The organism is Rhizobium sp. FG96 (assembly GCF_057808655.1).
Map to the genome: position 1 here is coordinate 225,282 of NZ_JBMDIL010000010.1, position 21,968 is coordinate 247,249.

A 21,968-nucleotide genomic window follows, 5' to 3' on the forward strand; every position below is an offset into this window, starting at 1 on the left:
CGGCCTCCCTGCAGTAAAAAGGGCATCAAGAGGGGTCAAAAATGTCCGAACTTTCGAAGAGCAGCCTGAACGCGGGCTTCAACGATGAGATCCAGTATCGTCTTCTGGTCGCATTGATTCCGGTGGTCGAGAACGGGCTGGGCAAGTCGTGGGGAGAAGACTGGTTTGCGAAGCTGAACAAGCGCCGCACTACGCCAGTACAGAGGGAAGGCGGCCGAGAGACCAGAGGCCTAGACCCAATCCGCGATGAGAACGGGCAGCCGAAATGGGATACAAACACCGTTCTCCATACAATCCGCGAGTACGGTCGCGACATTCCTAGCCTGGATAAGCGCTACTCCGGTAGCGTACGGACGTGGTGCTGGGAACTTTTGAACCTGCGAAACGACAAGTCGCATTTCGACCAGAAGACCTATCATACAGCCAACACGGACCGAAAGCTTTTCCATCAGGCAACGCTCGCCATTAATTTGCTCAAGGCATTCTCGGAGCACAAGGCGGCTGAGGATATTGAGCGGTTGATGGACGGACCTTGGTTTACCATGCGCAGCAGTGGATCGGCCGCGAGGGAGCCTGATGCTACTGCGCAAGGTAATGGCAGGGACCCGGTACCTTCGACGGCCCCGGACGCCCTTCTTGGCAAGGCGCCGGTCGAAGAATTGGCTCCCAAGAAATCTCGGAGGCGGACTCCGCTGCCGCCTCCAAGCGCTGGCGTCGCTGTTTTTCCGCTTGCTGGGCAGGATGGCGCAACCACGGAGGAGGATTGCCTCGCATCAGCGTCCGGCAGCGTCCTTGGCCAAGCGGTCGATCGCCATTTTGCCATTGCCAACACCTTAAGTGGCAACGAGGATACTTTTTACCAGGTCATTCGAGATGTACGTCATTCTGAGCCAACAGGCTCAAAGCTTTCCTTGAAGACCCGCGTCAGATTTGACTCGGAGTTTTTCGGTGGCAGCTTTGGATTGGCTGCCGCGATTGCAGATCGGTCAGCAAGATACGGCCTTGCCAAGGATTGGGAGAGCAAGCGCATCGTTGCCACGGGCATTATTTTGCCCCGCCAGGGTGGCGAGGTAGGCGCCATCGACGCGCTTGCGGAGAAGATAGAGATCGTCCAGCGGTTCATTCCCACCGGCTCGCTCTTCGTCGTGCCGCAAGATAACGTCGATGGACCGGACAAGGCGTTGGTTCCAAAGCTCGATTCGTTGCGAGCGAAGGGAATCGATTGGCGTGCCGTATCGCATATCAATGATCTAAACGATCTCCTGGCGGCCGAGGAACACGAAGCACCCGCGGCGGTCTCTACGCCGACCTTGGTTCAATCCGAGCCTGCATCCAAGTCCGATGATCGTGCGTCGCCTCCGCAAGAAACTCCGAACGTCGTGCCGCCGATCAAGCGCGTGCGCGGTGCCGGAATGCTAGCGGCGGCAGCGGTGACTGTCGTAGCTGGATTTGGAGGACTATACGGAATAGCAACCTGGCGCGAGGAACGAGCGCAAGACATTGCTACGCTGCAGGCCAGTGACGAACGGCTCCAAAAGCTTGCGTCGTCCGCAGCAGTTATCGCAGGTCATTCGCCAACTGCCGACCAGTGTACCGATCTCGTGCGGGCGTCGCTAGCGGTCTCCACCTTCGACGCATCGCGCTTGGACAAGCTTCATAGCCAAGCGCTTGACGACGCAAAATCTTGCCAGCTGCAGCTCTCACAAAGTGACGGTCGCATTGCCGACCTCAAGGCTGCGGCTGCTTCAGCAAGAGACAACACCCCAGCGCATGTCGTGGCGCTGTCAGAGGCACGGGCGAAGTTGGTAAGTTTCGACTTGGATCGGCAGGATCAAGACGGGCTTGCGGATGCCGTCGCTACCGGGAGCCAAGCGGTGGAGACGGTGCGAGCGAGCGATGACCGTCTGGCAGCATTCGAAACGGCCATCACCGATTGGAAATCTGATCGCGCGGACGGAGCCAAGGCGAGCCGGGCGGAGGTGGCTTGCTCGACACTGCAGCCCTTCGACTTGCAGCGAACGAATTCCTCGGCGAAAGCAGCGGCGAGCGTGGTCGCGGAGCTGCAGGCAGCTATCACCGCTAGCGACAGCCGCATTAGCCGGGCTGTCGTTTTTGCATCGACCATCAACAAGAGTGCACCGAATGCAGGTGAAGCAGTCGACAGTCAGCTGAACGCGCTGACTGCATTTGATGAAGTCCGCCTCTCTGGATCGCAGAAGACTATCATCGAGCAGGCCCGCTCAATTCCGCGCCAAAATCGGTGGATGGAATTCGACGTCGCCGCGACGAGCTATCGGCAGGATGCAGACGCAAAAGCTGTCGAAAAACTCGCAACGGCCTATCAGGCGCTTACCCCAGCCGACAGGGTAGCGTTAGCCCCCCAACTCTCCAAGTATCGAGACGTCGTTGACGCTGTCCAGAATGCCACGCTTCAAAGCCGCATACGACTTGACGATCTCAGCAAGGCGTATCAGGCGGTGGTTGCAGGAGAGCGAGCAAGGCAGGCGGTAGCGCCGCTCTACGAACACCTGTCAAAGGCGGCAAGCGCTCTCACCGACTTCGACAAGCAGCGCTTGAGCGTAGACCAAGATCAGGCATTGGAAAAAACTCGCGATGTTGCGGTCCAGCTCGCTGCTTCGGACAAGCGGCTACAAGAAGCTGAGACTTGGTCCGAGATCGCCCTCAAATCACGAACTGACGGAGCCGTTCCGCGTAACGTGATGGACAACGTGAGGCGTGCCCGAAGCGCCCTTACGACGTTCGACAAGGATAGAATGACTGCGGACGTGAAACGCACTCTCGAGAAAGTTTGCGGCGTCCCTGTCGAAACGAAGAGAGGGATGTTGCCTGCGTTAGCGGGCTACGATTGCTACGAACCCGGCGATTTCAAGCCAAAGATGCTTCCAGCCATACGCTGAGTCTTATATGTAGTTCGTAGCCTCGGGCGAGCCTCGCGTTGGCCGATGACGTTTCACTAAGCAAAAATTTGCGTGGTATGTCCCGAGACCCATTCTCACACTTTACGAGGCGTGGACAACCGCGGGCCGCTGCGTTGCATTCTTCGGGCTTGCGGTTGCGCCGGGCAACGGCACCAATTTTACCTGCTTTGGCTTGCCGACCAACATCGCATGTTGCTGGCGTTTAGCCAATACCTTGCGATAAACACCGTCGCGGCCAAGCCTGCGGCCGCAGACCAAATTTATCTTCGAATTTTTTAAAGGATCTTCGACAACGCGGCCGTCCCTCCCTGCAGTATTTGGTTTGTCAAAACCCAACTAACTAAATGAGGGACTTCAAAAATGCTTCGTATCGCAATTCTCGCTCTCGGTGCCGCTGCTGGCTTCGGCTACGGATACCAGACTCGTCCATCGCTTCTTGGCGTGCAGGTTCCGCTGGGAGTCCTGACGAGTAACCATCCGATGGACGCTACGTTCAAATCGGAACTAGCATCTCACCTCGCACTTTCGACCGGGATTGGCTTCGCGATAGCGCTCGCCGTCGTGCTGGTCATCGCCGCAATCACCAAGAAGGACAGCGTCGCTTAAGCGGAACGCCTGGAAAAAGGAATCAAGGAGATGAACATGAAACTCGAGGGACGCGGGCCAGGCCTCTTCAACGCGGGCGGCGGTACAATTGAACTCGCCGATGATGGCGTGTTGATCAACAAGAAGAACACCGATCTCTCCGGTGCCGGAGGAATTCTGGACATGGCGCTAAGCGTTGCTTCGTCCTCGAAGGGAGGCCTGCTGCTGAGGTATGATGTCATCCACTCGGTCAATATCTCCGAGGGTGGCTGGACTTCACCTCCATTCATCCAGGTCTTGACCCCCGGCGAGACACCGGTGTCGAACCACGAGGTCGCCATGCGCACCCCGTCGTGCCTGCTTTTCAAGAAGGGAATGCTTGGGGAGTTCCAAGCATTGAAGTCGGAGATGGAGAAGAGGGTCACGGCTGCCAAGGCACGCGGGGGCTCCAACCAGATCGCCACAGTCAGCATCGCAGACGAGATTGCAAAGCTTGGGAAGCTCTTGGAAGCGGGGCTCCTGACCGCTGACGAGTTTGCCGCAAAGAAAAAGGAGCTGCTGGGCACGTGACAAATCAACAGGACCCCTGGCGAAAGTTCGCCGGGGGTCAAAGCCGGTCGACGAGATCCGAACGAGCACGGCCTGCGTCAGCTCCGGAAATGATGGTCGTTCGGTCTCTATACCAATCCCTGTGGGGAAAACTTCGGTTTGTTGCTGCCACACGACTATCAATGGCGTTGACCGACGGGTGGGCGTCCGTGAAGCCGATGAATATGAACCTTGTTGATTTAGAGACTATGTCGTCTCCAGTCATCTCGTGGACATCAGTTCGGATCGAAAGGAGCTCCAACCCCGCTTCGCGCCCAATCCCGAGCGATCGCTCGATCTCGGGGAGGCTTGCGACCGGACCTGCATAGGCGCCAATGCAGGCGTTCTCTTCGAAGTTGAGCAATACCAATGACGTGACTGAATCGTCTATTGCAGTAAACTTTCCGGTTGTCGGGTTCACTTCGCGGCCGAAAGCAGCCTTCTTGTTCGGTCGGGTGTAGCCGCTAAATTGGTAGTTCATGCCACAGCACGCGTTGTAGTCGATGCTCCAATGTGCGGACATTGAATCCGCTGCACCTTCCATCAGGTCTATTGTCGACCACAGGGTGTCGTAAAATGCGTCACGAAAACTTGTGACCCGCATAACTTCCTCCCGAAGCAAGAGCGGCACCATGGGCATGTTTGTAGCAGGCTTGCCGCCAGCGGTGCCGACGGTTCAGTAATGGAGCATTATCTCGCGACTTCCACTCTATCGCGATTGATAATGTTGGAGGCGTGATTGCATCAATATGGGGAATTCTTGGGAGGCGTGGCTAGCTCGACGATCGGCATTCAGCATCGATCAAATCGAGTTCGCGCTCCCACCATTCTATCGCGGCCAAGACAACATCTCGAGCGTCTTCGCCTTCCCATGGGCCGTCTACCATTGGCCGGTACAGATTTTCGTCAAGTTCAAACACTCTGTCGACAGCGTTGATGAGCCCGCCGTCATTGGTAATCGTCTGGTAGGCCCCGACGATGACTTGGACGCTGTCATGCGGATGGACGCTAGTGGAGTATAGCTTGAGCAGATTATTTCTCTCTCGCTCTATGAAATCCCGAAAAATCTGGTGTTCTCTGCCGGGAACCTTCCAGCCTTCAAAGGCTTTTTGAGCGGCTCGCGATATGCAAGGGTCACGTCCATCGACCTTGTGCAATACGTGCCCCACGGCCCTCAGAAGGGCTACCACCGCCGCCCACTCAACTCTCCAGCGTTGAGCGTCGGCTTCGCCTTCCAACATTGCAAGTGCCACTCGACAATCGTCGAGGACTTCCCGGGCTGCTTTCGTCAAACATTTATCTCGCATAGTTGGACACTGCAGTGGGTAGCAGCCTTGGAGTGAATTATCGCAAGGCACGCGCCCCCACGGTGCTTTTCCATTTTTATGTTGCCGAAGCCGTCAAGCTGCCAAACGTGAGGGGGAACATGCCATCACTTCGCGAAGGGCCTGCTCAAATTCCTTTGGACCGACGGCAGGGCCGGGCACCTTGGTCTGGGAGTTGCAGATGGGGTTGAACGCTTTGATTAGAGACTTCTCGCGAGGCTGCAGCCATATTTTCTTGGCAAGTGCGTACTGATCGTATTTGCCCGATGTCCCTTCTAGCAACTTCGCATCTTCAGCTGAGAAGCGGCCGTAGGCAAAACTTATCTCCGACGCCATCTTCTTCTCTTGTCCAGGCCTAAGGATGTCCCAGTTTTGCGTTGCGAACTTCGCCTTGTTAAATGTACAACTGCGCCCGGCCAACAGCGCATGCCTAAATCCTTGTGGGCGTCGCAAGTCGCAACCGGCTTCGCTTAGGATCGATAGGATCTCACTACACGGTCCATCCGCTAGCTCTTTATAAATTCTGAAAATATTGCTTGGGCTGAAGCTGAGTTCGGGGTTTCGCATGGCGGCCAGGGCCCGTGAGATTATGATCCTTCAGAAAGTCGAATTTCTGATTGACGTTTAGGTTCGCGAACGCCGGGCGGTCTCGTCCGGGCCGCGGCAATGATGCCACAGGACTGACGCTTAACAGCGTTTCGGCTTTGAAAAAATTGTATTCCACGGGGTTCCCTCGAGTTCTCGAAGTCACCTTGCATTGCACTCGTTAAAGTTTAGCTGACGCCTTGCTATCAGCTTGCCAATCTGAACGGCGGACGCGCGACGCCGTCAAATATTTCGCTAAGCAGCTCAAGGATTAGACGCATGTCGTCGGCATTGATGGAATAGTACACTGTTTGGGCTACGCGCCGGTATGCCACCAATCCACTTGCTCGGAGCTTGGCTAGATGCTGGGACAGCGCTGACTGGCTTAGCCCAACCTCTGCTGCGAGCTCGCTGACGGAAATCTCCTCTCCGCGGCACAGAATTTCCAGTGCATTCAGACGGTTAGCGTTTGCAAGAAGATCAAGGAAGTGGGCTTTCCTTGAGAGCAAAACTGATCGTGCGATCATAAAGAATCTCCGGCAATGTCGAAATTGTGCAGTGCAGCTAACTGCTTTCAGACTGTTCATGGACGAGACCCGTGCGCCGGTCCTCGATCCCGGTTCCCGCAAAACCAAAACAGGATACTTCTGGGCTCTGGCCCGTGACGACCGACCTTGGGGAGGAGGTGCGCCACCGGGAGTGGCCTTCACCTATGCTCCAGGTCGCGGCGGACAGCATGCCGAGCGGATACTGCAAGGGTTCACAGGCATCCTTCAGGTCGACGGCTACGCCGGATATAATCGGCTGATCGCAACGGATCGTGTCGGTCCCGACATCAAACTCGCCTACTGTTGGGCGCACGCGCGGCGAAAGCTGGTCGAGATCACTCGCACGGGCTCGACGCCGATTGCAGAGGAAGGCGTGAAGCGCATCGGCGAACTCTATCGCATCGAAGCGGAGCTGCGCGGTCTCGACGCCGACGCTCGCCTCGCCGGGAGGCAGGCACGGTCAGCCCCATTGATCGCAGACATGCGGACCTGGTTCACGCATCATCGCGCCCGCGTCGCTGGCAAGTCGCCGCTCGGCGAAGCTCTCGCCTATGTCGCCAAATACTGGGATGGGCTCTGCGTCTACCTGACCGGCGGCCGTATCGAGATCGACAACAATTCAGTCGAACGGACCATTTGGCCAATAGCCCTCAATCGCAAGAACGCGCTCTTCGCCGGGCATGACGCGGGAGCGGAGAACTGGGCGACCATCGCCTCCCTTGTCGAGACGTGCAAGCTCAATTCCGTCGATCCATTTACCTACCTCGCCGCGACGCTCACTGCCATCGTCAACGGTCACAAGCAGAGCCGGGTTAACGAGTTGCTGCCTTGGAATTTTCCGCTCCGGTCACTCGTTTCAAATACTGCATTCGTCCCGGACGCGGAAGTTTCGGTCTATGTCTGGGGTGCATTGAGAGCTGGAGTTAGCTCTTCGTAATCCTCGCTAAATCGGCCTCGCGTCAGAAAGTGTAGATTCCGATGATTCAACGGACGGCATTCCGATCAAAAACCGGACACGATTCCGAGAATTAACCGGACGCGATTCCGATTTGATACCGGACAGTTTTTCAACGTAAGCAGTGCCCCTGGGTCAGCAACCTTGGCATGCATCTCTTTTCGAACGTGAGGAGATGGCATGTCGAAGAGACGAAGGCTGACCATGAGACAACTACGACATTTACTTCGACTGCGATCAGATGGCGTGAGCGTTCGCGACATTGCCGATCTGCTCGGGATTGCCCGCAGCACGGTCCAGGACGGGATCGGGCGCGCTGCGACGGCAGGGCTGTCATGGCCTTTGCCCGCCGATCTGACTGACGACGTCCTGGAAGGCAAACTTTTTGCCCGGCAAGGCAACAAACAAGGGGTGCGGCGACTACCAGAGCCGGATTGGAGTGTCATTGCGGTCGAGCTGAAGAAGCCCGGCGTGACCCTGACGATCCTGTGGGAGGAATATCGAGCCGTCTACCCTGATGGCTACGGCTTCAGCCGGTTCTGCGACCTGTTCCGCGGCTTTGAGCGGCGTCTGACGCCCACGATGCGGCAGGTCCACATAGCTGGCGACAAGGTGTTCGTCGATTATTCCGGCAAGAAGCTGCCTATCGTCGATCGCAAGACAGGCGAGATCCGCGAGGCGGAGATCTTTGTCGGCGTGCTCGGCGCATCAAGCTATGCCTTTGCAGAAGCCACCTGGACCCAGACCCTGCCGGACTGGATCGGCTCGCACGTGCGCATGTTCGCCTTCTTCGGCGGCGTGCCCCGCCTGATCGTACCGGATAATCTGAAGTCCGGCGTCAACAAGGCGAGCTTCTACGACCCGGAGATCAATCGCAGCTACGGCACCATGGCCGCCTACTACGGCATCGGTGTCCTCCCCGCGCGACCGAAGCGGCCGAAAGACAAGCCAAAAGTCGAGGCCGGCGTACGTTTCGCCCAGAGCTGCATTCTCGGCCGGATGCGCAATCAGACCTTCTTCTCGCTGGAGGAAGCCAATGCCGCCATCCGCGGAGCCGTCGAGCGGATCAACACGCACGTTATGAAGCGGTTGGGCCAAACCCGCCAGAAGATATTCGAGACCATGGAACGCGCAGCACTCGCGGCTCTCCCGGCAGAGGACTACGAGTACGCCGAATGGAAGCTGGCTCGGGTGTCGACGGACTACCATGTCGAGTTCGAACACTATTTCTACTCCGTGCCCCATACGCTCATCCGCCAGCAGGTCGATGTCCGGGCCACGAGCCGCACGATCGAGGTCTTCTTCAAGGGCAAGAGGATTGCGACCCACCAACGCCGGTACGGCGGTTCTCGCTACGGAACCGATCCTGACCATATGCCCAGCTCGCACCGGCGCTATGCCGAATGGTCACCTGCAAGGTTCCAGCGTTGGGGCGCTTCCATTGGGCCTCAGACAGAGGGGCTGATCATCGCTATCCTGGCCAATCGTCCTCATCCCGAACAAGGCTTTCGAACCTGCCTTGGCGTGCTGAAGCTCTACCGGGCCATTCCTACGGTGCAGGCCGAGGCGGTGTCCGCCCGTGCCGTCGAGATCGGCGGACTGACTTGCAAAAGCATCAGCGCACTCATCAGCACCTACAAGGCACCACGACATTCCGCCGAACCCGCCGCTGTCGGCGAGCATGCGAATCTTCGCGGCAAAGCCTACTTTCATTAAGGAGACAATCGAGAATGCTGACTAATCCCACTGTCGACACGCTGCGCCAGCTCGGCCTTTCCGGCATGGCTTCCGCCTTCCAGGAACTGGAGATGCAACCGGAAGCGAGAAGCCTCCAGCACGGCGAATGGCTCGCGATCCTGCTCGAACGGGAACAGACCTCACGTCGCCAGAAGCGCTTCGAAGCTAGAGCCCGTGCCGCCAGGCTGCGCCATGACGCCCAAATCGAGAATACCGATTTCCGAGCAGCGCGCGGTCTCGACCGCAACCTCTTCCTCAAGCTTTCCACCTGCGACTGGATCAGGCAGCGGCACTCCTTGCTATTGATCGGGCCGGCCGGCGTCGGCAAAAGTTGGCTGGCCTGCGCCCTTGGCCATAAGGCATGCCGCGAGGACCTTTCCGTCGCCTACCACCGCGTCCCCCGGCTATTCGCCTCACTCGCCCTGGCACGAGGCGACGGCCGCTATGCGAAGCTGCTCAAGAGCCTGGCCAAGACCGACCTTCTGATCCTGGACGATTGGGGACCGGAGAAGCTCAGCGACGAGCAACGACGCGATCTCCTGGAGATTGTCGAAGATCGCTACGAGCAGCGCTCGACCATCGTTACCAGCCAGATCCCTGTGGACCACTGGTACGATATGATCGGCAATCCCACGATCGCTGATGCCGTGTTGGATCGCCTTGTTCACAACGCCTATCGCATCGAACTTTCCGGCGAGAGCCTGCGCAAACATCGAAACCTCTCAGCCGAGGATGCAACTCAGGCTTGACCGAGCCGATATACGCCGACATTGATAAACCACGACCCAGAGACATTGCGGCCGTCCGGCTTAGCCTCGGAACCGCGTCCGGTATAACGCTGGAATAAGCGTCCGGTTAAAGATCGGAATTCCTGTCCGGTTTCATTGGAATACGCAGAAAGAGTTTCAGAGTTTCCTGCGCCACTGGTTTGATCCGTTCAGCGCATCCTGACTGGATGTATTCGGCCTCGCTTTGGAAGTGCAGTGTTTCTGTTGTGATGCTCTCCAACATTCGGCCCAAATCGTTGACGGCCTGCTCTTCCTCGTCCGTGAACGCGCTATTTGGCCACTTGAGCAATCGCCCATTATCCCAGCAGTCGTAAAACGCTAAAAAGAACTCGTTGTAATTGACCTCAACGAGCCCTTCGTTTCCCCGAGCGAGAACTTCGACGGCATCGATCACTCGATTTCGCAACCGTTGTTCAATCACACGATCCGAAACTTCCTCGTTCATATCGAAAACTCCATTGAGCAGTCGCCTGCCCAAACAGTAGTGGCTTTCGTGAAAGGCGCAATGTTGGATTGCGTCGACGTGCTGCCGCGCACCTCATGCGACAGCAGCAAATCTGCCGATAACTTGAGTCAAGGTGCGGGCAGAACGCCGCTTACCAAAATAATCTCGTGCAGGCCGGTTCTTTATCAGGAATGCCAAGCAATCGTTGGCCCAACTAGTTGAAGACATGCACGGGATCCGAGGAACAAACGGCGAGGGCCCAAGAGATAAATCGATTCTGGCTCTGCAACCAGAGCGGCTTCTCGGCCTTTACGATAATTGCAACCGTGCAGCAAGGATGCTTTAGGCATCAAGGAAATCGCCGAGAATTGGGTGAGCCGCCGATGTCGCAGAAGCGGCGCCACGGCAGCAGGTGTATCAATGTCTGTCGGGACAATTCGACAATCGCTCGGTGGCAATTGAGGCGAGGCGACAACTAGGGAATCTCATTGGCCTGGAAAGCTGAGCTTGGCCCAAGGATGAGCCCAGCAAGTTCATTGGCGGCTATTGCTGCCTTCCCCAGGGTGTCTGTCTCGCATTCCCATATGACAAAAACTCTCCAACCTTCATCCTGCAGCTTTTGCGTGACGATCTTATCGCGTTCCACATTCCTGGCGAACTTGGCCATCCAGAAATCCGTGTTGGACTTGGGAACAGTTGCTACCTTGCAGCCTTGATGTCGGTGCCAAAAGCAGCCGTGCACGAAGACGACGGCCTTGTGCCTGGGCAGGACTATATCGGGCTTGCCAGGAAGCTTCCTTCCATGCAGTCGAAAACGAAATCCAAGGCGATGGAGCGCCTTCCGAAGGTAAACCTCGGGTTTGGTGTTAGACGAGCGGATGCGTGACATCCGCTCTGATCTCTGTGCTGGGGTTAGGCTATCGACCATCGCTTCCAGGGCCATCGCCCTCACGAGCGACTAGTTCGAAGAAGGGCAAGCCTCGAACGATCTCGCCTGGTGCATCGAATGATTTGTAGAGGCACTCGTGAACCTTCAAAGATTTAATTCGCTCTGCTTGCTCAGCTGCACTACCAACCAACCCCAGGGCGGAAAGTTCCCCTGCGGTAATGTTCGGCACTTTGTGGATGAACCAGCTCAGTAGCGGATCTCGATAGTCGGTCGCGTTCGCCTTGAAGTGCCGGAGGTATTGGGACGCCAAGATAACGCCAATACCGAATTCGCGGCCCTGAAGCAGCAACTTGCGCAGTACGTCGAACTCGTACCTCATGATGTTGTCCGCCTCGTCGACCAGCAAATATGAGTCGATCGCGCGAAGCTGCGGCTCGCTTCCCAAGAATGGCCTTTTAGGCGTCCGCAACATGTTCTCGTAGAACATGTTCAACATGATGGCCACCAGCATGTTCTTGCTTCTATCGTCCGCGCCGAGCGCGTCCAACGAAACGACGACGATCCCGTCCAGGAATTGGTCGAACGGGACAGTATTGCTGGCCTTCGCTGCGAATATTTCCATGTCGATCAGGTCGTCGATGATCGCCATCGGCGAGTCGGCCTTCCCGTCCAGCAATTCGGCATATGCCGCGTGAACATCACTAAGTGTTGGTGGATCGTTAGTCAGGCGCCCGTCGTACGATGCCTTTACCGCCTTCTTCAACTTGTCGCGTTGAACCGGACCAATCCCGGAGTAAATCTTGTCCAGCACGTCCGCGAAGAACCTAAACCTGTCCAGCCACGGTGCGGGGACGTCATCCAGCGTGCTGGTATCGAACAAGTTCAGGGGCAGCCTATATGGTTTCACAACCTTCGCGCCGGTGGCTTGCACAAAGTCTGCGCTGCTGTAATCGCGCTTGTAGTCGAATATCAGCATTCGGGGCTTGATGCCCCGGTTGCTGGAAGCGGAGCTGGATATCTGCAGGATCAAGGACTTCAGCAATTGGGTCTTGCCAGTTCCAAGGTCCCCTACCACGCCCATGTTGAGATTATTCAACCGGGTGTCGGAGATGTTAAGCGTCAACTCCGTCGGTCGCAGGCGGTCGATGGCCTTCCCGATGTCTAGGACCACGCCGCCATCCTGAGCCTCCACTGGATTTTCTCCCTGTTTGTCACTCGCTTGGATGCTCGTTGCGGGCGGTGCGTCGAGGACCTCATCTTGGTCCTCGTGAGCCGATCCTGCTGCATCTTCGACAGCTGCCGCCGCCGGTGCTTGCACCGCAATTTCGGAGGCTGCTGCCTGGTGCGGGTTTGGAAACAAGCCCCAGTTACTCACCCGGTTGCGGACGATGTCGTAGAATTCCAGCGGGTCGCCAGCAACGATCTTGCCTGCGTCCTGCGTGCCAATCGTAACGGTCTCCTCGAAGCCGTCGTCGTCCCTATCTCTGACGACGCTCTGTGGGCTCTCGTCAACGATGATCAAGCGCCCGCGCTTGTCGACTGAGACGCACCGCTCCGGACCAAGGATTGCAGCCGCCACCCGTTCATGAATTGAGGACCACAAGCCTTCGCGGCCGACGACATCCTCGTGCTGGCTGTAAACACGCATGCCGAAGCCAATGATGGAAAGTAGCAGGTGCTGGAAGCACATTGCCCATGCCGCCTGTTGGCCTTCGTGGGGAAGCAGCTTTGTCAGCAGACGAGAAAATGTGCGAGCTTGCTCGAGTGCGCCATCCACTTCGGCAACAGGAAATACAGAGCCCGGGCGGCACTTCACCTCGATAGGTGTAAGGTGAATGTCGACACGTTCGCCGGAAAGCCGTATCCCGACGACCATGAAGTCCGGTCGCGACAAGGTAGTGTCCTTCTTGTCTCGGCCGAGTGACCGGGAGATGTCCGCAAAGTATCCTCTAAAGGGATCCACTGGGACGATTATGCAGACGTTCGTATCCTCGCCGTCCTTTGAAATTACCGGGAGGAGGGATTCTCCGACGTTCTGGAGCCGGAAGCGATCTTGCAGGAGCCGGACAGCGACAAACAGGCCAAGGTCACCAGTCGCTCCATTGTTGTCGCCTGCAAGGCCCCGAATGGTTGGAATGCCCCGGCGAGCGATTTCCAACAGGACATCTTGCACCTTGTCGCCTTGTATCGCGCTACAACCAGGCAAGCGGGCAAGGGCCTTGCCAAGTGCCTCGCGGTCGGCATCCTTGACCTTCGACAACAGGTAGTAGCCGTTCGTGTCACCGGCGCGGTGGGAATACGATGGCATGTCGTAGTCCCAAAGGTAGGCTCCTTCGAGCCAACCGCCAAGGAAGCATGCAGGGTCTATTGCCGAAGAAGAGACTGCAACGAAGTCAGCGTTCCGTCGCTCGAGCATATCGCCAATGGCGTTGACGTTAGGTGCGAAGCGCATGCCTACGCGACGGTCACCCAAGCTCTCGATCTGCCCGATGCTGGCCGCAACCTTATCAGCGAAAACGTCACCGGATGCCGCGCTCAGCATCGACTGGCGCGTCTCGCTGAGAAAGGCTCCACGTCCAGCAAGCTGACGCCTTACGCGGTGCCGCAATAGTCCACCATAACCAAGCGGAGAACGCTCGCTGACCGCTGTGGCGCTTGGCTCCGACATGTCGAGCTGCGCCAGGATTCCAAGATCCGGCTTTGCGTTCTTGGGTTGCCTTGAGAACCACTTGACGCTGTTGCTGGTATCCTCGGCGAGGTTCGCAATTGTAGCGTCATCGGGTTGCGAGGCCGGGTCGCGATGATCATACACTTCAATGAAGCGGGGGCCGGCTGCATGGCGAGGCGTGCGCCCATTTGTGTCCTTGTACCGATCCGAGCACCAGTTTATCAGGCCTTCGTTGCAGGCATCGGTCGTTCCGCCGGCGCTAGCGACAACAAGCCCGACGACCGGCTTGGCGGCCAGTAGCCCGGAGACGTCCTCCAAGGCGCGTCCGACTTGGGCGGAGCTAAAGCCCACGGATATACCGCCGACAGCTATCCCGAACGCATCTCCAAACGGGGCGACCCGGGACCGTGCCGGGAGGCTTCTCAGCCGCGTGCCGTTCCAGAGAACTGACCAATAATCAGTCCCATTCTCCACGGCTAGGAACTCCAGTTTCTCGATCCCGTCAGGCGAGCGTAGCGCCAGGGTAAGAACATCGGGAATGCAATCAGGATCTAGGACACTGGCGGCGGGGCAGGGGGCGCCATTTTCTGTTTCCACCAACATTCGCTGTGCCAGCGCGTGCCACGCGACGCGCACCGGGTGAAGGGGAGAAAGAATAATAGCGTCAGGAGTGCGTGATATCGTAATTTGGTCATCTTCGAGAGACGTAACCATCGCCACGTCGACCCAGCAAGCCACGTCGGGCTCTGCTGCCAGCCACGACGTGTAACTGTCGAGGTAGCGTTCAATGATATCGCGAAATCCCTCATCGTCCGCTAGCCATTTCCCTAGCGTCGCAGACTCCATCAAGCCATTCTCGTCGTTGGCACCCCTTACCTTGGCGGCGATTGCCTTGCGAGCCTCTATGAAAGCTGCAGGCGGTTGGAATTCGGATATCTGCGGCCGTGGGTCGTGAATGAAGCGACCGTCTGAAAACACCGTCCCAAGTCCGGTACTCCACGAGGGCTGCACCCAGTGGTCCGCGTAGTCATCAGCGAGCACGATCGGGAGGTACGAGGACTCGACTGTTTCTTCCAGCAGCATCCATTCTTGCAAACCAGAAGAACGGGAGCTTCGGTTGAGCTGGACGACCGCCTTGGCCTCGGAGGGCTCGACGGCAGAACGGTTTACGCGAATTAGCCTTTCAAATTCACTGCGGCAGCCCTGTTCGGTGACATCTTCGACTGTAATGAGGACCCGGCACGTCTCGTGCGTAGCCGTGCCGTCGATATCTGTCCGTGTGTACCCAATATCAACTTGATAGTTGCCGTCTGCTTCCACTTCGATTTGGTGGTACCCAAGCGGGACAGGGTGCACCTTGAGGTTATCCGACCCTCCGCCTTGGTCCTGGTCATCGTCTGACATCCCCAAGGCGGTTGGGTCGAGGATGATCCCCGGTGCTGTAAGCACGAGGAGCTCATGACGACCCCCGCCCGGAATAGAAAGGGATGCCTCGTACTCCGGCCCCGACCGCCCGCGCCTCGACGGCTTGCGCGGAGGAACCATAGACTTGGCTTGCCGGCAGGCAACTACAAGGCCTGGCGCCCAAGTAGCCAAGGAAATGATCTTGACTGCACCTGGATTGAAATTTTCCGCAGCTGCAGAGTAGCGAATAGGCGATTTGTGTGATGGAGGCTGGTCTCTTAACTGGGTATCCTCGTTCGCTTTCACCGCAATCGAGCCAACCGAAACGTTGCGACCTCGAGTGAGGTTCACAACGGTGCCCGCTGCATCCAGTGCCTCGACAGCGAATGAAAGCACCACCTCGTCCTTGACGATTAGCGGCATGCCCTTGCGAGGTGGGAGAAGGATGTTGGCGCAAGTCATTGTTATATCGCCCTGCGCGGGCGCATCCTCGGTCAGTAGCTCAGACCAACGTTCAGCGGTTAGGTGTGTCCACCATGCGGGGGGATGGGGCAGTTCCAACCCCGTCTCCGGAGCATAAAATGCTGGCGTGGCACGCTCGAACGGAGTTGGCAGCTCGCAAACACTTCTCAGGTGTACAAGGAAATCGTCTAGATAGTTGGCCTCCTCTGCGGACGCCGTTTCCTTGGCCCGTTTGATTCCCTCGCCAAAACCATCAGCCATCGCCTCGGCCACCTTTTCGAGTACCGTGGCCTGTGTTTTGGATAGGGAATTGGCGTTGCGCAGCGGAGGAAAGCCGCATGCAAGAGCTATTGCTTGGAATGAAGTCAGGCCATTTCCAGCCGTTCCGGCTGAATACGCACGAGACAGGAGTTTCCAAGCAGCCGTACGATGTGTCCGGCTACCATCCATGCCGTCGGCAGCAGAGCCCGCCCTGTTCAACAGGAAACGCGCATCGTCGATATTGCTCGCTTCAACTAATCCCGCGTTTGAGATAGCGACATTCACGAGCTTCTGGATAAACTCATCAGCCCACCAGTCATCGAAAGGCACGTTGCCCCCGTTGTTGACAGCAGCGAGGCCGAATTCGTCGGTCGTGGACGTAACAGATCGCATGCTGTGTTGTCCGGGTGGGACCAAGCCCAGGAATGCGGGTCGCGAGGGCGAATTCCTAAGGTTCAGTAGATGGGTGTCGTTGCAATAGCCAGACGCCCCGAGCGGTGGGTTTTCCACGCCTGGAGGAAGTTCCGGCAGGAGAAGCAACAATGGCACGCTCCCCGGCAGCGACTGCGCTTGCAGGATATCGAACACTTGCTTCATGAGTTCCAAGGGCGGGCCATGGAAAACAAGGCGCACTTCAGTCTCGCTGGATTGCGTTACCGAGGACAATTTCTCGAAGATGATTTCAGCGATATGTGTTGCGAGGCGGCTCACGCAATATTCTCCTGCCCTGTGGCGAACGGAGGGCTGAGCAGCATTCCGCTTTCCGCGTCGGGACTGTCTAGGACCAGGCCAAGAAGTCTAAGTTGGTTTCCAAGATCGTTCTTGGCGATATCGTTGTAGTCGACAATCATTCCGTAGCCAGCCAGATGCTGGGTAAGTCTTTTCACCGATCGAGGGCCATTCGTGCCGTAAAGGGCGCAGTGAACAAGCGCGAGGGTCGCTACGGGTCCGAGCCCAACGACCCACGGACTACTGTTGCTCACACCCTTCTTCCGCAGCGCAAAGCCCTGATCGTAGCCTCGGAGGACTGGATTTGCAGCTTGGCGTTGGCCAAGCACGTGACGAGCGAACTCCATTATGTTGGAGCCGATACCCTTCTTGCATAGGAGGGTCCTGGTCTCTCTCTCGGTAACTTCAATGAGTGCCTCGTTTAGCCCCGCCTGCTGAACTTTCTCTACGTTTCCTTGTAGGAACGCGCAAAGGTCAAAGATCGATCGGGACGACGAAAGAGAAGCTTGCTGATAGCCAGCATCTTGTGCTGCCCAGAGAACTGCGTTCAACCCTATTCGAGCACGAAGAAATGCCGATGTCTTGTCCTTGATTCCGAGGAGCGCCCTGTCACCGTAGGCAAAGTAATGGAAGGAAGCAGGGAACAGCCGCGCTCGCACTTCTTCCGGATTGCTTGGTCCGTTTCCTGCGATCGACTGGCGGACGCAATCCCAGATACCTGCGTGGACATCGCAAATCCAGGTGATGTGGGCGACCGCAGCAATGCGAATGATCGCCTCCAAGAGGCTCGTCCACTGGCGCCGCGTCATCGCGTCCTTAGCTGAAATTATGGCTTCAAGGTCGCGGACAAACCGCCTTGCTGGGTAGTTGAGTTGGTGCAAGTCTGCTTCGTCGATGCCTGGCTCCGCTTCCAGCGGGATGAATTCCCAGCTTGGCTCGGGCGCCCAGGCACCGATTTCTTCCTTTAAGAACCGAGCAAATATGTCATCACTCGGAGAGACGGACAGTGCATCGAAGAGCTGTTCCCAGAGTTTATTAGCAGACGCTTGGTCAGGGCTTCCGATCCTGACCATTCGCTTGACAAGAGCACCGGCCGGCCACGAATTGCTGCTGAGACGCGCGGATCCTGAAAAGATCGCGGCTTGTGGCACAAGTGGAGCTACCTGCACGAAGCGCTTGGCGGATTGGTTCGGGAGCTTCGGGCTCTCCAGGACCGAGTGAAGCAAGCCGTTGAACGTGTTCGCGTCAAGAACCGCCATTTCAGGTGCGGTTCCTTTGTTTCGAGACCGCTGGACTTCCTTCTCAAGATTCCTTCCCGATTGCGGTACGCTTCCTTCACTCGCACCCTTTAGTCCGATTTGACGGTAAAGCGACGACAGGATTACCTCTGAGCTTGCGTATTCCGGCGCCGGCGACATTGCGAGATTGCAGTTTTCGTAGGCCGGATGGGAGGTCTTCCACGGCTCGTCCTTAAACTTTGCAAGGTTCATCGAACCGTCTCCTTGCGGACGCCAAACCGATCGCGCTTCTGCACGACGGATATTCCGCTCGTGCCAATACGGATCCGTGCGCGTTCAAGCGCTATCTCGTCTCGTACAGTTGGACCGGAGAGGCGGGCACGAGTGGTATCAAGCAAAGCGCGAACGCTGGCCGGAAGAGACGCTGCTGACATTCCGGATTCCAGCTCCTTCACTGCCTTGAAGAGGTCGTAGGTCAGTACGATAGTCTTGCTCGATCGGCCTTCGCCGACTGTCAGGTAGCAGAATGGCGATATCGGACGGCCGTCCTGCCGGGCCTCTTTGGGCCGGACGGTGCGAGCGGTTACGACAAGGGTCGCCTGCCTGATGGGCGGCAGGAGCGGTTGACCGAATGTGGTTGTCAGCGATATTTCGAAGTCTTGGTTCGTATTGAGGAGTTGCTCCACCTCGTGCGCAACATCGTAAAGATCCTCGCCACCAGCGTCCTCGACTACGCGTTGGAATTCAGCCAACGTTTGCGCATCCTGCACAACGCTAGTTCGAGTCCCCAGCGATCGTCTCACGAGCCTGCAAGCAAAATCACGAATGAAGCGTTGGATGTTTGTAGCCGAAGCCGGGCGGCGACGGCGAATGCCACCCGTCGAAAGCAAGTCATCCAGCTTCGCGAGCCGGTCTAGGAGGTCGGCTTCCAGTCGACTTACGATCTGAAGCTTCCGGATGAAATCAAAACCCTCGGAAACGGATCGGCTGAACCGGACGTCCAATTCCCGCAAGGCGAAGCTAGTGTTGCGGCTTGCTTGTACCACCGTGTCTGGCAGGGCCAGTGCCGGATCGAGTGTATCTGCGAGGCCGTCAATTGCATCGGCAATCATGGATGGCAGATAAGCCGACTTTCTTGCCGACAAGAAATGATAGAGGCCCATTGCGGTCTTGTCGTCTTCAAGGTCAAGTTCCTTGATATCCTTCTGGATTGACGACGCAGCGGAGGTCTCCCATTTGTGGAAGATCGCATGCTGGTATTGTGCAGAAACCAGATGGAATATGGCTGCGGATGGCCCCGGTAAAGGCTTGGAACCGGGACGGGCGCCTTCGTCGAGCGATATGAGCGTCGCAGCCCACTCGCATGGATCGAGGTTCGCGTATGCTGGATCAACTCGATGTCCCGCAAGGAGATAGGACATTAGCGAGAATAGGTCCCGGAAATTCCAGCGCTTTCCACTAGCCACTTCGTGCCATCGCAAGATTTTAAGGAATGACTCTTCTTCACGGTCACGAGACAGCCTCAGGCGGCTAGTGCAGAATGGGCATCGTGGCCCCGCTGGGCAGCTATCTGCCTCGGGCCATTTCTGTTCGTCCAAGGCATGTAGGAGCACTGCCCGGGCGGGCGCGTCGCCGCCGCGAGAGGGGGCGATCAAGAGGGATTCGACATCCATGGGCCAGACAGCTACCTGCGGGTATCCCTGGAGAGGCCAGCAAGATGGCGCATCTGGGACGACGCTCACCGATCTCGTGATTGCCTCGAGAAGCTTCCGCTGCTCAGCCGTACCGTTGTCGATCGCCTCGATTAGTGCATCATCGAGAATGCCGCGGTTGACGCAACAAAGATAAGCCTCTTCCAGGGGAAGCGACTGCATCTTTTCCAACTCTTCGAGAAGCAGGCGGTGAGGCTTTCCCGTTCCGACGACGGTTGATGCGTCTTGGACGATAGAGATTTGCAGATTTCGGGGAGGTGTCCCCATGGATCCGGCGGCAACGCGGATCAAGCGTGGGACAAGCTCGTTGTTATCGGGCGTGAAGCGCTCCTTGAGTTCAGCTCTGAGCTTGTTCTCAGCTGACAAGGCATCGTCAAGCCAGCCAACCGTGGATTCGATCGCCTCGGTCTTGCCATTTCCGGGGCCCCCCACCAAAAGAAGGATGCGTGGAGCATTGGGATCACCGCGACTAAGGGCATTTGCCCAATCTTGCAGCCGGTGCAGCAGGTTTGTTTCGAATACGGCACCGCCTGGGCGGCCACTCGCTTCATCAAACAAGCGGCGGACGCCTCCCGACCGATTGCCAGCCCAATTTAGAAGCTCTGCGGGATACGGCCGTTTAGCTTCGTCGTCCACCATCGTTTCCATGGGTCATCCTACTGCGAGTGCCGGCGCCTTGGCATTCGCCGTCTTTTTGAACTGATCACGAGCTGCCGAAACCTCCGCCAGCGTTTGCTGGAGTGCCTTGCCAATCGCGCGGGCAAGTAGCGGCGGGACGGCATTACCTACCTGGGTATATCGCGGGCATTCCTTCGTCCTAAGCTTTCCGCCCGTTGTATATTTACCCTTGAAGTGAAACCAATCCGGGAAGGATTGCAGGCGTGCGTACTCCCTGACTGTTAGGATCCGAGGTTCGGAGTAATGCAGGATGTCATCTGGGAGCGTGGTAACCGTCGGCGCAGGATCATGGCCCGCCATGGGGAAAATCCTGTGCTTTTTCAGATTGTAGGATTTGCGACTAGCGTCACTCATGCGTACGCCGCGCCTGCATTCCGCGAGGATCTTGCCAAATCTCTCTCGCACGTCGTCGCGGTGTCGCGCGAGCCGCATGCTGTCCATGGGGCCGTCATGGCCAAAATTCATCAGTTCTTGATAAGGGGTCTTCGGGCCGTAGTAGCTTGCCTCCAAATAGCGAGGGGGGCACTGCGGGTCTGTCGTCGGACTGAGAGCACGGCCGTTGATTTCCAGATCGGACAAGGCATCGGAGGCGGTGACGATTTCCGCCAGGCCAAGCTCGCGTAGCTGTGCCATCCTCGCAACTTCCAGGAGGTCGAAGACGTGCTTGATGCCGCCATCGAGCCACTCGCAAAGATCCTTCCTGACGCCAATGACAATCAGCCTCGATCTTTTTTGGGGTACTCCGAACGCTGATGAGTCGACGAGCTTGGCTTCAACGGCATAGCCAGCGTCCGAAAGACTTTCGGCTAGCTTATCGTAGAAGGAAACCTTTTTATCCTTCTGGCTTGGATTTTGCAGGTCAATCACGTTCCGGCGTGCATGAACGACTTTCATGCCCGGAACGTTCTCGATCACGATTGCCTGCGGCTGCAACGCCTGCACCATCTCGACATATTTCTTGAAAAGCAGGTTTCGTGGATCATCTTCGTTGCGTCGTCCAGCGAAACTAAAGCCCTGGCAAGGAGGCCCCCCTGCCAAGATATCGATTTGCCCCCTCAGCGACCTCAGGTCGGCTAGGTGCTGGTCCAAGAGTTCTTCGATATCCCAGGCCTTTTTTTCAAGCCAACTTGGCCAATCAAAGCGCTTCGCTACCTTTCGCTCCAGCATGTTGGCTGCAAATGTCTGGAATGCCATTGCATCTCGCTCGATGGCGAAGCGCCCGTGAAGCCCCGAGAGCGTCAGGCCAAGTGACAGTCCTCCACAGCCTGAGAAGAGGTCCGCGAATGTTAGTTTAGTCATCAAGCGCTCTCATGCTAGCGGGATGGTTGTCCAATGATCGCAATTCGGACGTCAAATCGGCAGCATTGACAGCGTTCTCAACGCCCATCGCACCCTCTCTGGCACCCTCAAGATATCCAACCCAAGCTTAGCA

At 57.3% G+C, this 21,968-nt stretch carries 15 protein-coding genes and 1 pseudogene; 6 read left to right on the forward strand and 10 right to left on the reverse strand.

Annotated features, from left to right (window positions below; translation table 11 throughout):
• The first annotated feature begins 41 nt into the window (after positions 1 to 41).
• The 3 genes from ACODR6_RS20830 (at position 42) to ACODR6_RS20840 (ending at position 4,094) form a co-directional block, all read left to right on the forward strand.
• Positions 42 to 2,918, forward strand: coding sequence for a hypothetical protein (locus ACODR6_RS20830; RefSeq protein WP_489024154.1), 2,877 nt, complete (start codon positions 42 to 44; stop codon positions 2,916 to 2,918).
• 381 nt (positions 2,919 to 3,299) lie between these two features.
• On the forward strand, positions 3,300 to 3,545 hold the full coding sequence (locus tag ACODR6_RS20835; RefSeq protein WP_489024156.1) for a hypothetical protein: 246 nt from the start codon (positions 3,300 to 3,302) through the stop codon (positions 3,543 to 3,545).
• A 36-nt stretch (positions 3,546 to 3,581) separates the two neighbouring features.
• The gene (locus tag ACODR6_RS20840) at positions 3,582 to 4,094 is read left to right on the forward strand and encodes an SHOCT domain-containing protein (protein ID WP_489024158.1); all 513 of its coding nucleotides are present in this window, start codon (positions 3,582 to 3,584) and stop codon (positions 4,092 to 4,094) included.
• A gap of 37 nt (positions 4,095 to 4,131) precedes the next feature.
• Here the strand turns inward: ACODR6_RS20840 and ACODR6_RS20845 are convergent, their stop codons facing one another.
• The 4 genes from ACODR6_RS20845 to ACODR6_RS20860 all read right to left on the reverse strand — a co-directional run bounded on the left by ACODR6_RS20845 (position 4,132) and on the right by ACODR6_RS20860 (position 6,549).
• Entirely contained in the window at positions 4,132 to 4,716 is a 585-nt protein-coding gene (locus tag ACODR6_RS20845; protein ID WP_489024159.1) for a hypothetical protein, read from the reverse strand.
• Between the two features lie 169 nt (positions 4,717 to 4,885).
• Complete coding sequence (locus ACODR6_RS20850) at positions 4,886 to 5,404, reverse strand: hypothetical protein (RefSeq protein WP_489024161.1); 519 nt, start codon at positions 5,402 to 5,404, stop codon at positions 4,886 to 4,888.
• Between the two features lie 108 nt (positions 5,405 to 5,512).
• Positions 5,513 to 5,773 carry a hypothetical protein gene (locus ACODR6_RS20855; protein ID WP_489024163.1) on the reverse strand — a complete coding sequence of 87 codons (261 nt, stop codon included), beginning with the start codon at positions 5,771 to 5,773 and terminating at the stop codon, positions 5,513 to 5,515.
• A 455-nt stretch (positions 5,774 to 6,228) separates the two neighbouring features.
• On the reverse strand, positions 6,229 to 6,549 hold the full coding sequence (locus tag ACODR6_RS20860; RefSeq protein WP_489024165.1) for an ArsR/SmtB family transcription factor: 321 nt from the start codon (positions 6,547 to 6,549) through the stop codon (positions 6,229 to 6,231).
• 49 nt (positions 6,550 to 6,598) lie between these two features.
• On the opposite strand from ACODR6_RS20860, the pseudogene tnpC reads away from it, so the two are divergent.
• The 3 genes and pseudogenes from tnpC to istB all read left to right on the forward strand — a co-directional run.
• Positions 6,599 to 7,408: pseudogene (gene tnpC / locus ACODR6_RS20865) on the forward strand (IS66 family transposase); the annotation flags it as partial.
• A 297-nt stretch (positions 7,409 to 7,705) separates the two neighbouring features.
• A complete protein-coding gene (gene istA, locus ACODR6_RS20870) occupies positions 7,706 to 9,241 on the forward strand; it encodes an IS21 family transposase (protein ID WP_489024167.1) in 1,536 nt (511 codons plus the stop codon).
• 14 nt (positions 9,242 to 9,255) lie between these two features.
• Positions 9,256 to 10,011 carry an IS21-like element helper ATPase IstB gene (istB, locus tag ACODR6_RS20875; RefSeq protein WP_477944867.1) on the forward strand — a complete coding sequence of 252 codons (756 nt, stop codon included), beginning with the start codon at positions 9,256 to 9,258 and terminating at the stop codon, positions 10,009 to 10,011.
• A gap of 106 nt (positions 10,012 to 10,117) precedes the next feature.
• On the opposite strand, the gene ACODR6_RS20880 is transcribed toward istB, so the two are convergent.
• From ACODR6_RS20880 to ACODR6_RS20905, 6 genes are all read right to left on the reverse strand, one after another.
• On the reverse strand, positions 10,118 to 10,495 hold the full coding sequence (locus ACODR6_RS20880; RefSeq protein ID WP_489024170.1) for a hypothetical protein: 378 nt from the start codon (positions 10,493 to 10,495) through the stop codon (positions 10,118 to 10,120).
• A gap of 475 nt (positions 10,496 to 10,970) precedes the next feature.
• A complete protein-coding gene (locus tag ACODR6_RS20885) occupies positions 10,971 to 11,438 on the reverse strand; it encodes a very short patch repair endonuclease (protein ID WP_489024172.1) in 468 nt (155 codons plus the stop codon).
• Positions 11,413 to 16,890, reverse strand: a complete 5,478-nt coding sequence (locus ACODR6_RS20890; RefSeq protein ID WP_489024174.1) for an ATP-binding protein — start codon at positions 16,888 to 16,890, stop codon at positions 11,413 to 11,415. The genes ACODR6_RS20885 and ACODR6_RS20890 overlap by 26 nt, the downstream gene beginning before the upstream one ends.
• The gene (locus ACODR6_RS20895; protein WP_489024176.1) at positions 16,887 to 18,398 is read right to left on the reverse strand and encodes a hypothetical protein; all 1,512 of its coding nucleotides are present in this window, start codon (positions 18,396 to 18,398) and stop codon (positions 16,887 to 16,889) included. The genes ACODR6_RS20890 and ACODR6_RS20895 overlap by 4 nt, the downstream gene beginning before the upstream one ends.
• Positions 18,395 to 20,506, reverse strand: a complete 2,112-nt coding sequence (locus tag ACODR6_RS20900; RefSeq protein WP_489024178.1) for a hypothetical protein — start codon at positions 20,504 to 20,506, stop codon at positions 18,395 to 18,397. The genes ACODR6_RS20895 and ACODR6_RS20900 overlap by 4 nt, the downstream gene beginning before the upstream one ends.
• A 3-nt stretch (positions 20,507 to 20,509) precedes the next feature.
• Positions 20,510 to 21,835 (reverse strand): DNA cytosine methyltransferase, encoded by a 1,326-nt coding sequence (locus ACODR6_RS20905; RefSeq protein ID WP_489024180.1) that lies wholly within the window; start codon positions 21,833 to 21,835, stop codon positions 20,510 to 20,512.
• Positions 21,836 to 21,968 lie beyond the last annotated feature (133 nt).

Excerpts from the sequence above, each read along its gene's own strand:
- istA (WP_489024167.1), top strand. The coding sequence starts at position 7,706 with ATGTCGAAGAGACGAAGGCTGACCATGAGACAACTACGACATTTACTT.
- ACODR6_RS20885 (WP_489024172.1), bottom strand. The coding sequence starts at position 11,438 with ATGGCCCTGGAAGCGATGGTCGATAGCCTAACCCCAGCACAGAGATCA.
- ACODR6_RS20860 (WP_489024165.1), bottom strand. The coding sequence starts at position 6,549 with ATGATCGCACGATCAGTTTTGCTCTCAAGGAAAGCCCACTTCCTTGAT.
- ACODR6_RS20900 (WP_489024178.1), bottom strand. The coding sequence starts at position 20,506 with ATGGAAACGATGGTGGACGACGAAGCTAAACGGCCGTATCCCGCAGAG.
- ACODR6_RS20905 (WP_489024180.1), bottom strand. The coding sequence starts at position 21,835 with ATGACTAAACTAACATTCGCGGACCTCTTCTCAGGCTGTGGAGGACTG.
- ACODR6_RS20830 (WP_489024154.1), top strand. The coding sequence starts at position 42 with ATGTCCGAACTTTCGAAGAGCAGCCTGAACGCGGGCTTCAACGATGAG.
- ACODR6_RS20845 (WP_489024159.1), bottom strand. The coding sequence starts at position 4,716 with ATGCGGGTCACAAGTTTTCGTGACGCATTTTACGACACCCTGTGGTCG.
- istB (WP_477944867.1), top strand. The coding sequence starts at position 9,256 with ATGCTGACTAATCCCACTGTCGACACGCTGCGCCAGCTCGGCCTTTCC.
- ACODR6_RS20835 (WP_489024156.1), top strand. The coding sequence starts at position 3,300 with ATGCTTCGTATCGCAATTCTCGCTCTCGGTGCCGCTGCTGGCTTCGGC.
- ACODR6_RS20895 (WP_489024176.1), bottom strand. The coding sequence starts at position 18,398 with ATGAACCTTGCAAAGTTTAAGGACGAGCCGTGGAAGACCTCCCATCCG.
- ACODR6_RS20880 (WP_489024170.1), bottom strand. The coding sequence starts at position 10,495 with ATGAACGAGGAAGTTTCGGATCGTGTGATTGAACAACGGTTGCGAAAT.
- ACODR6_RS20855 (WP_489024163.1), bottom strand. The coding sequence starts at position 5,773 with ATGGCGTCGGAGATAAGTTTTGCCTACGGCCGCTTCTCAGCTGAAGAT.
- ACODR6_RS20840 (WP_489024158.1), top strand. The coding sequence starts at position 3,582 with ATGAAACTCGAGGGACGCGGGCCAGGCCTCTTCAACGCGGGCGGCGGT.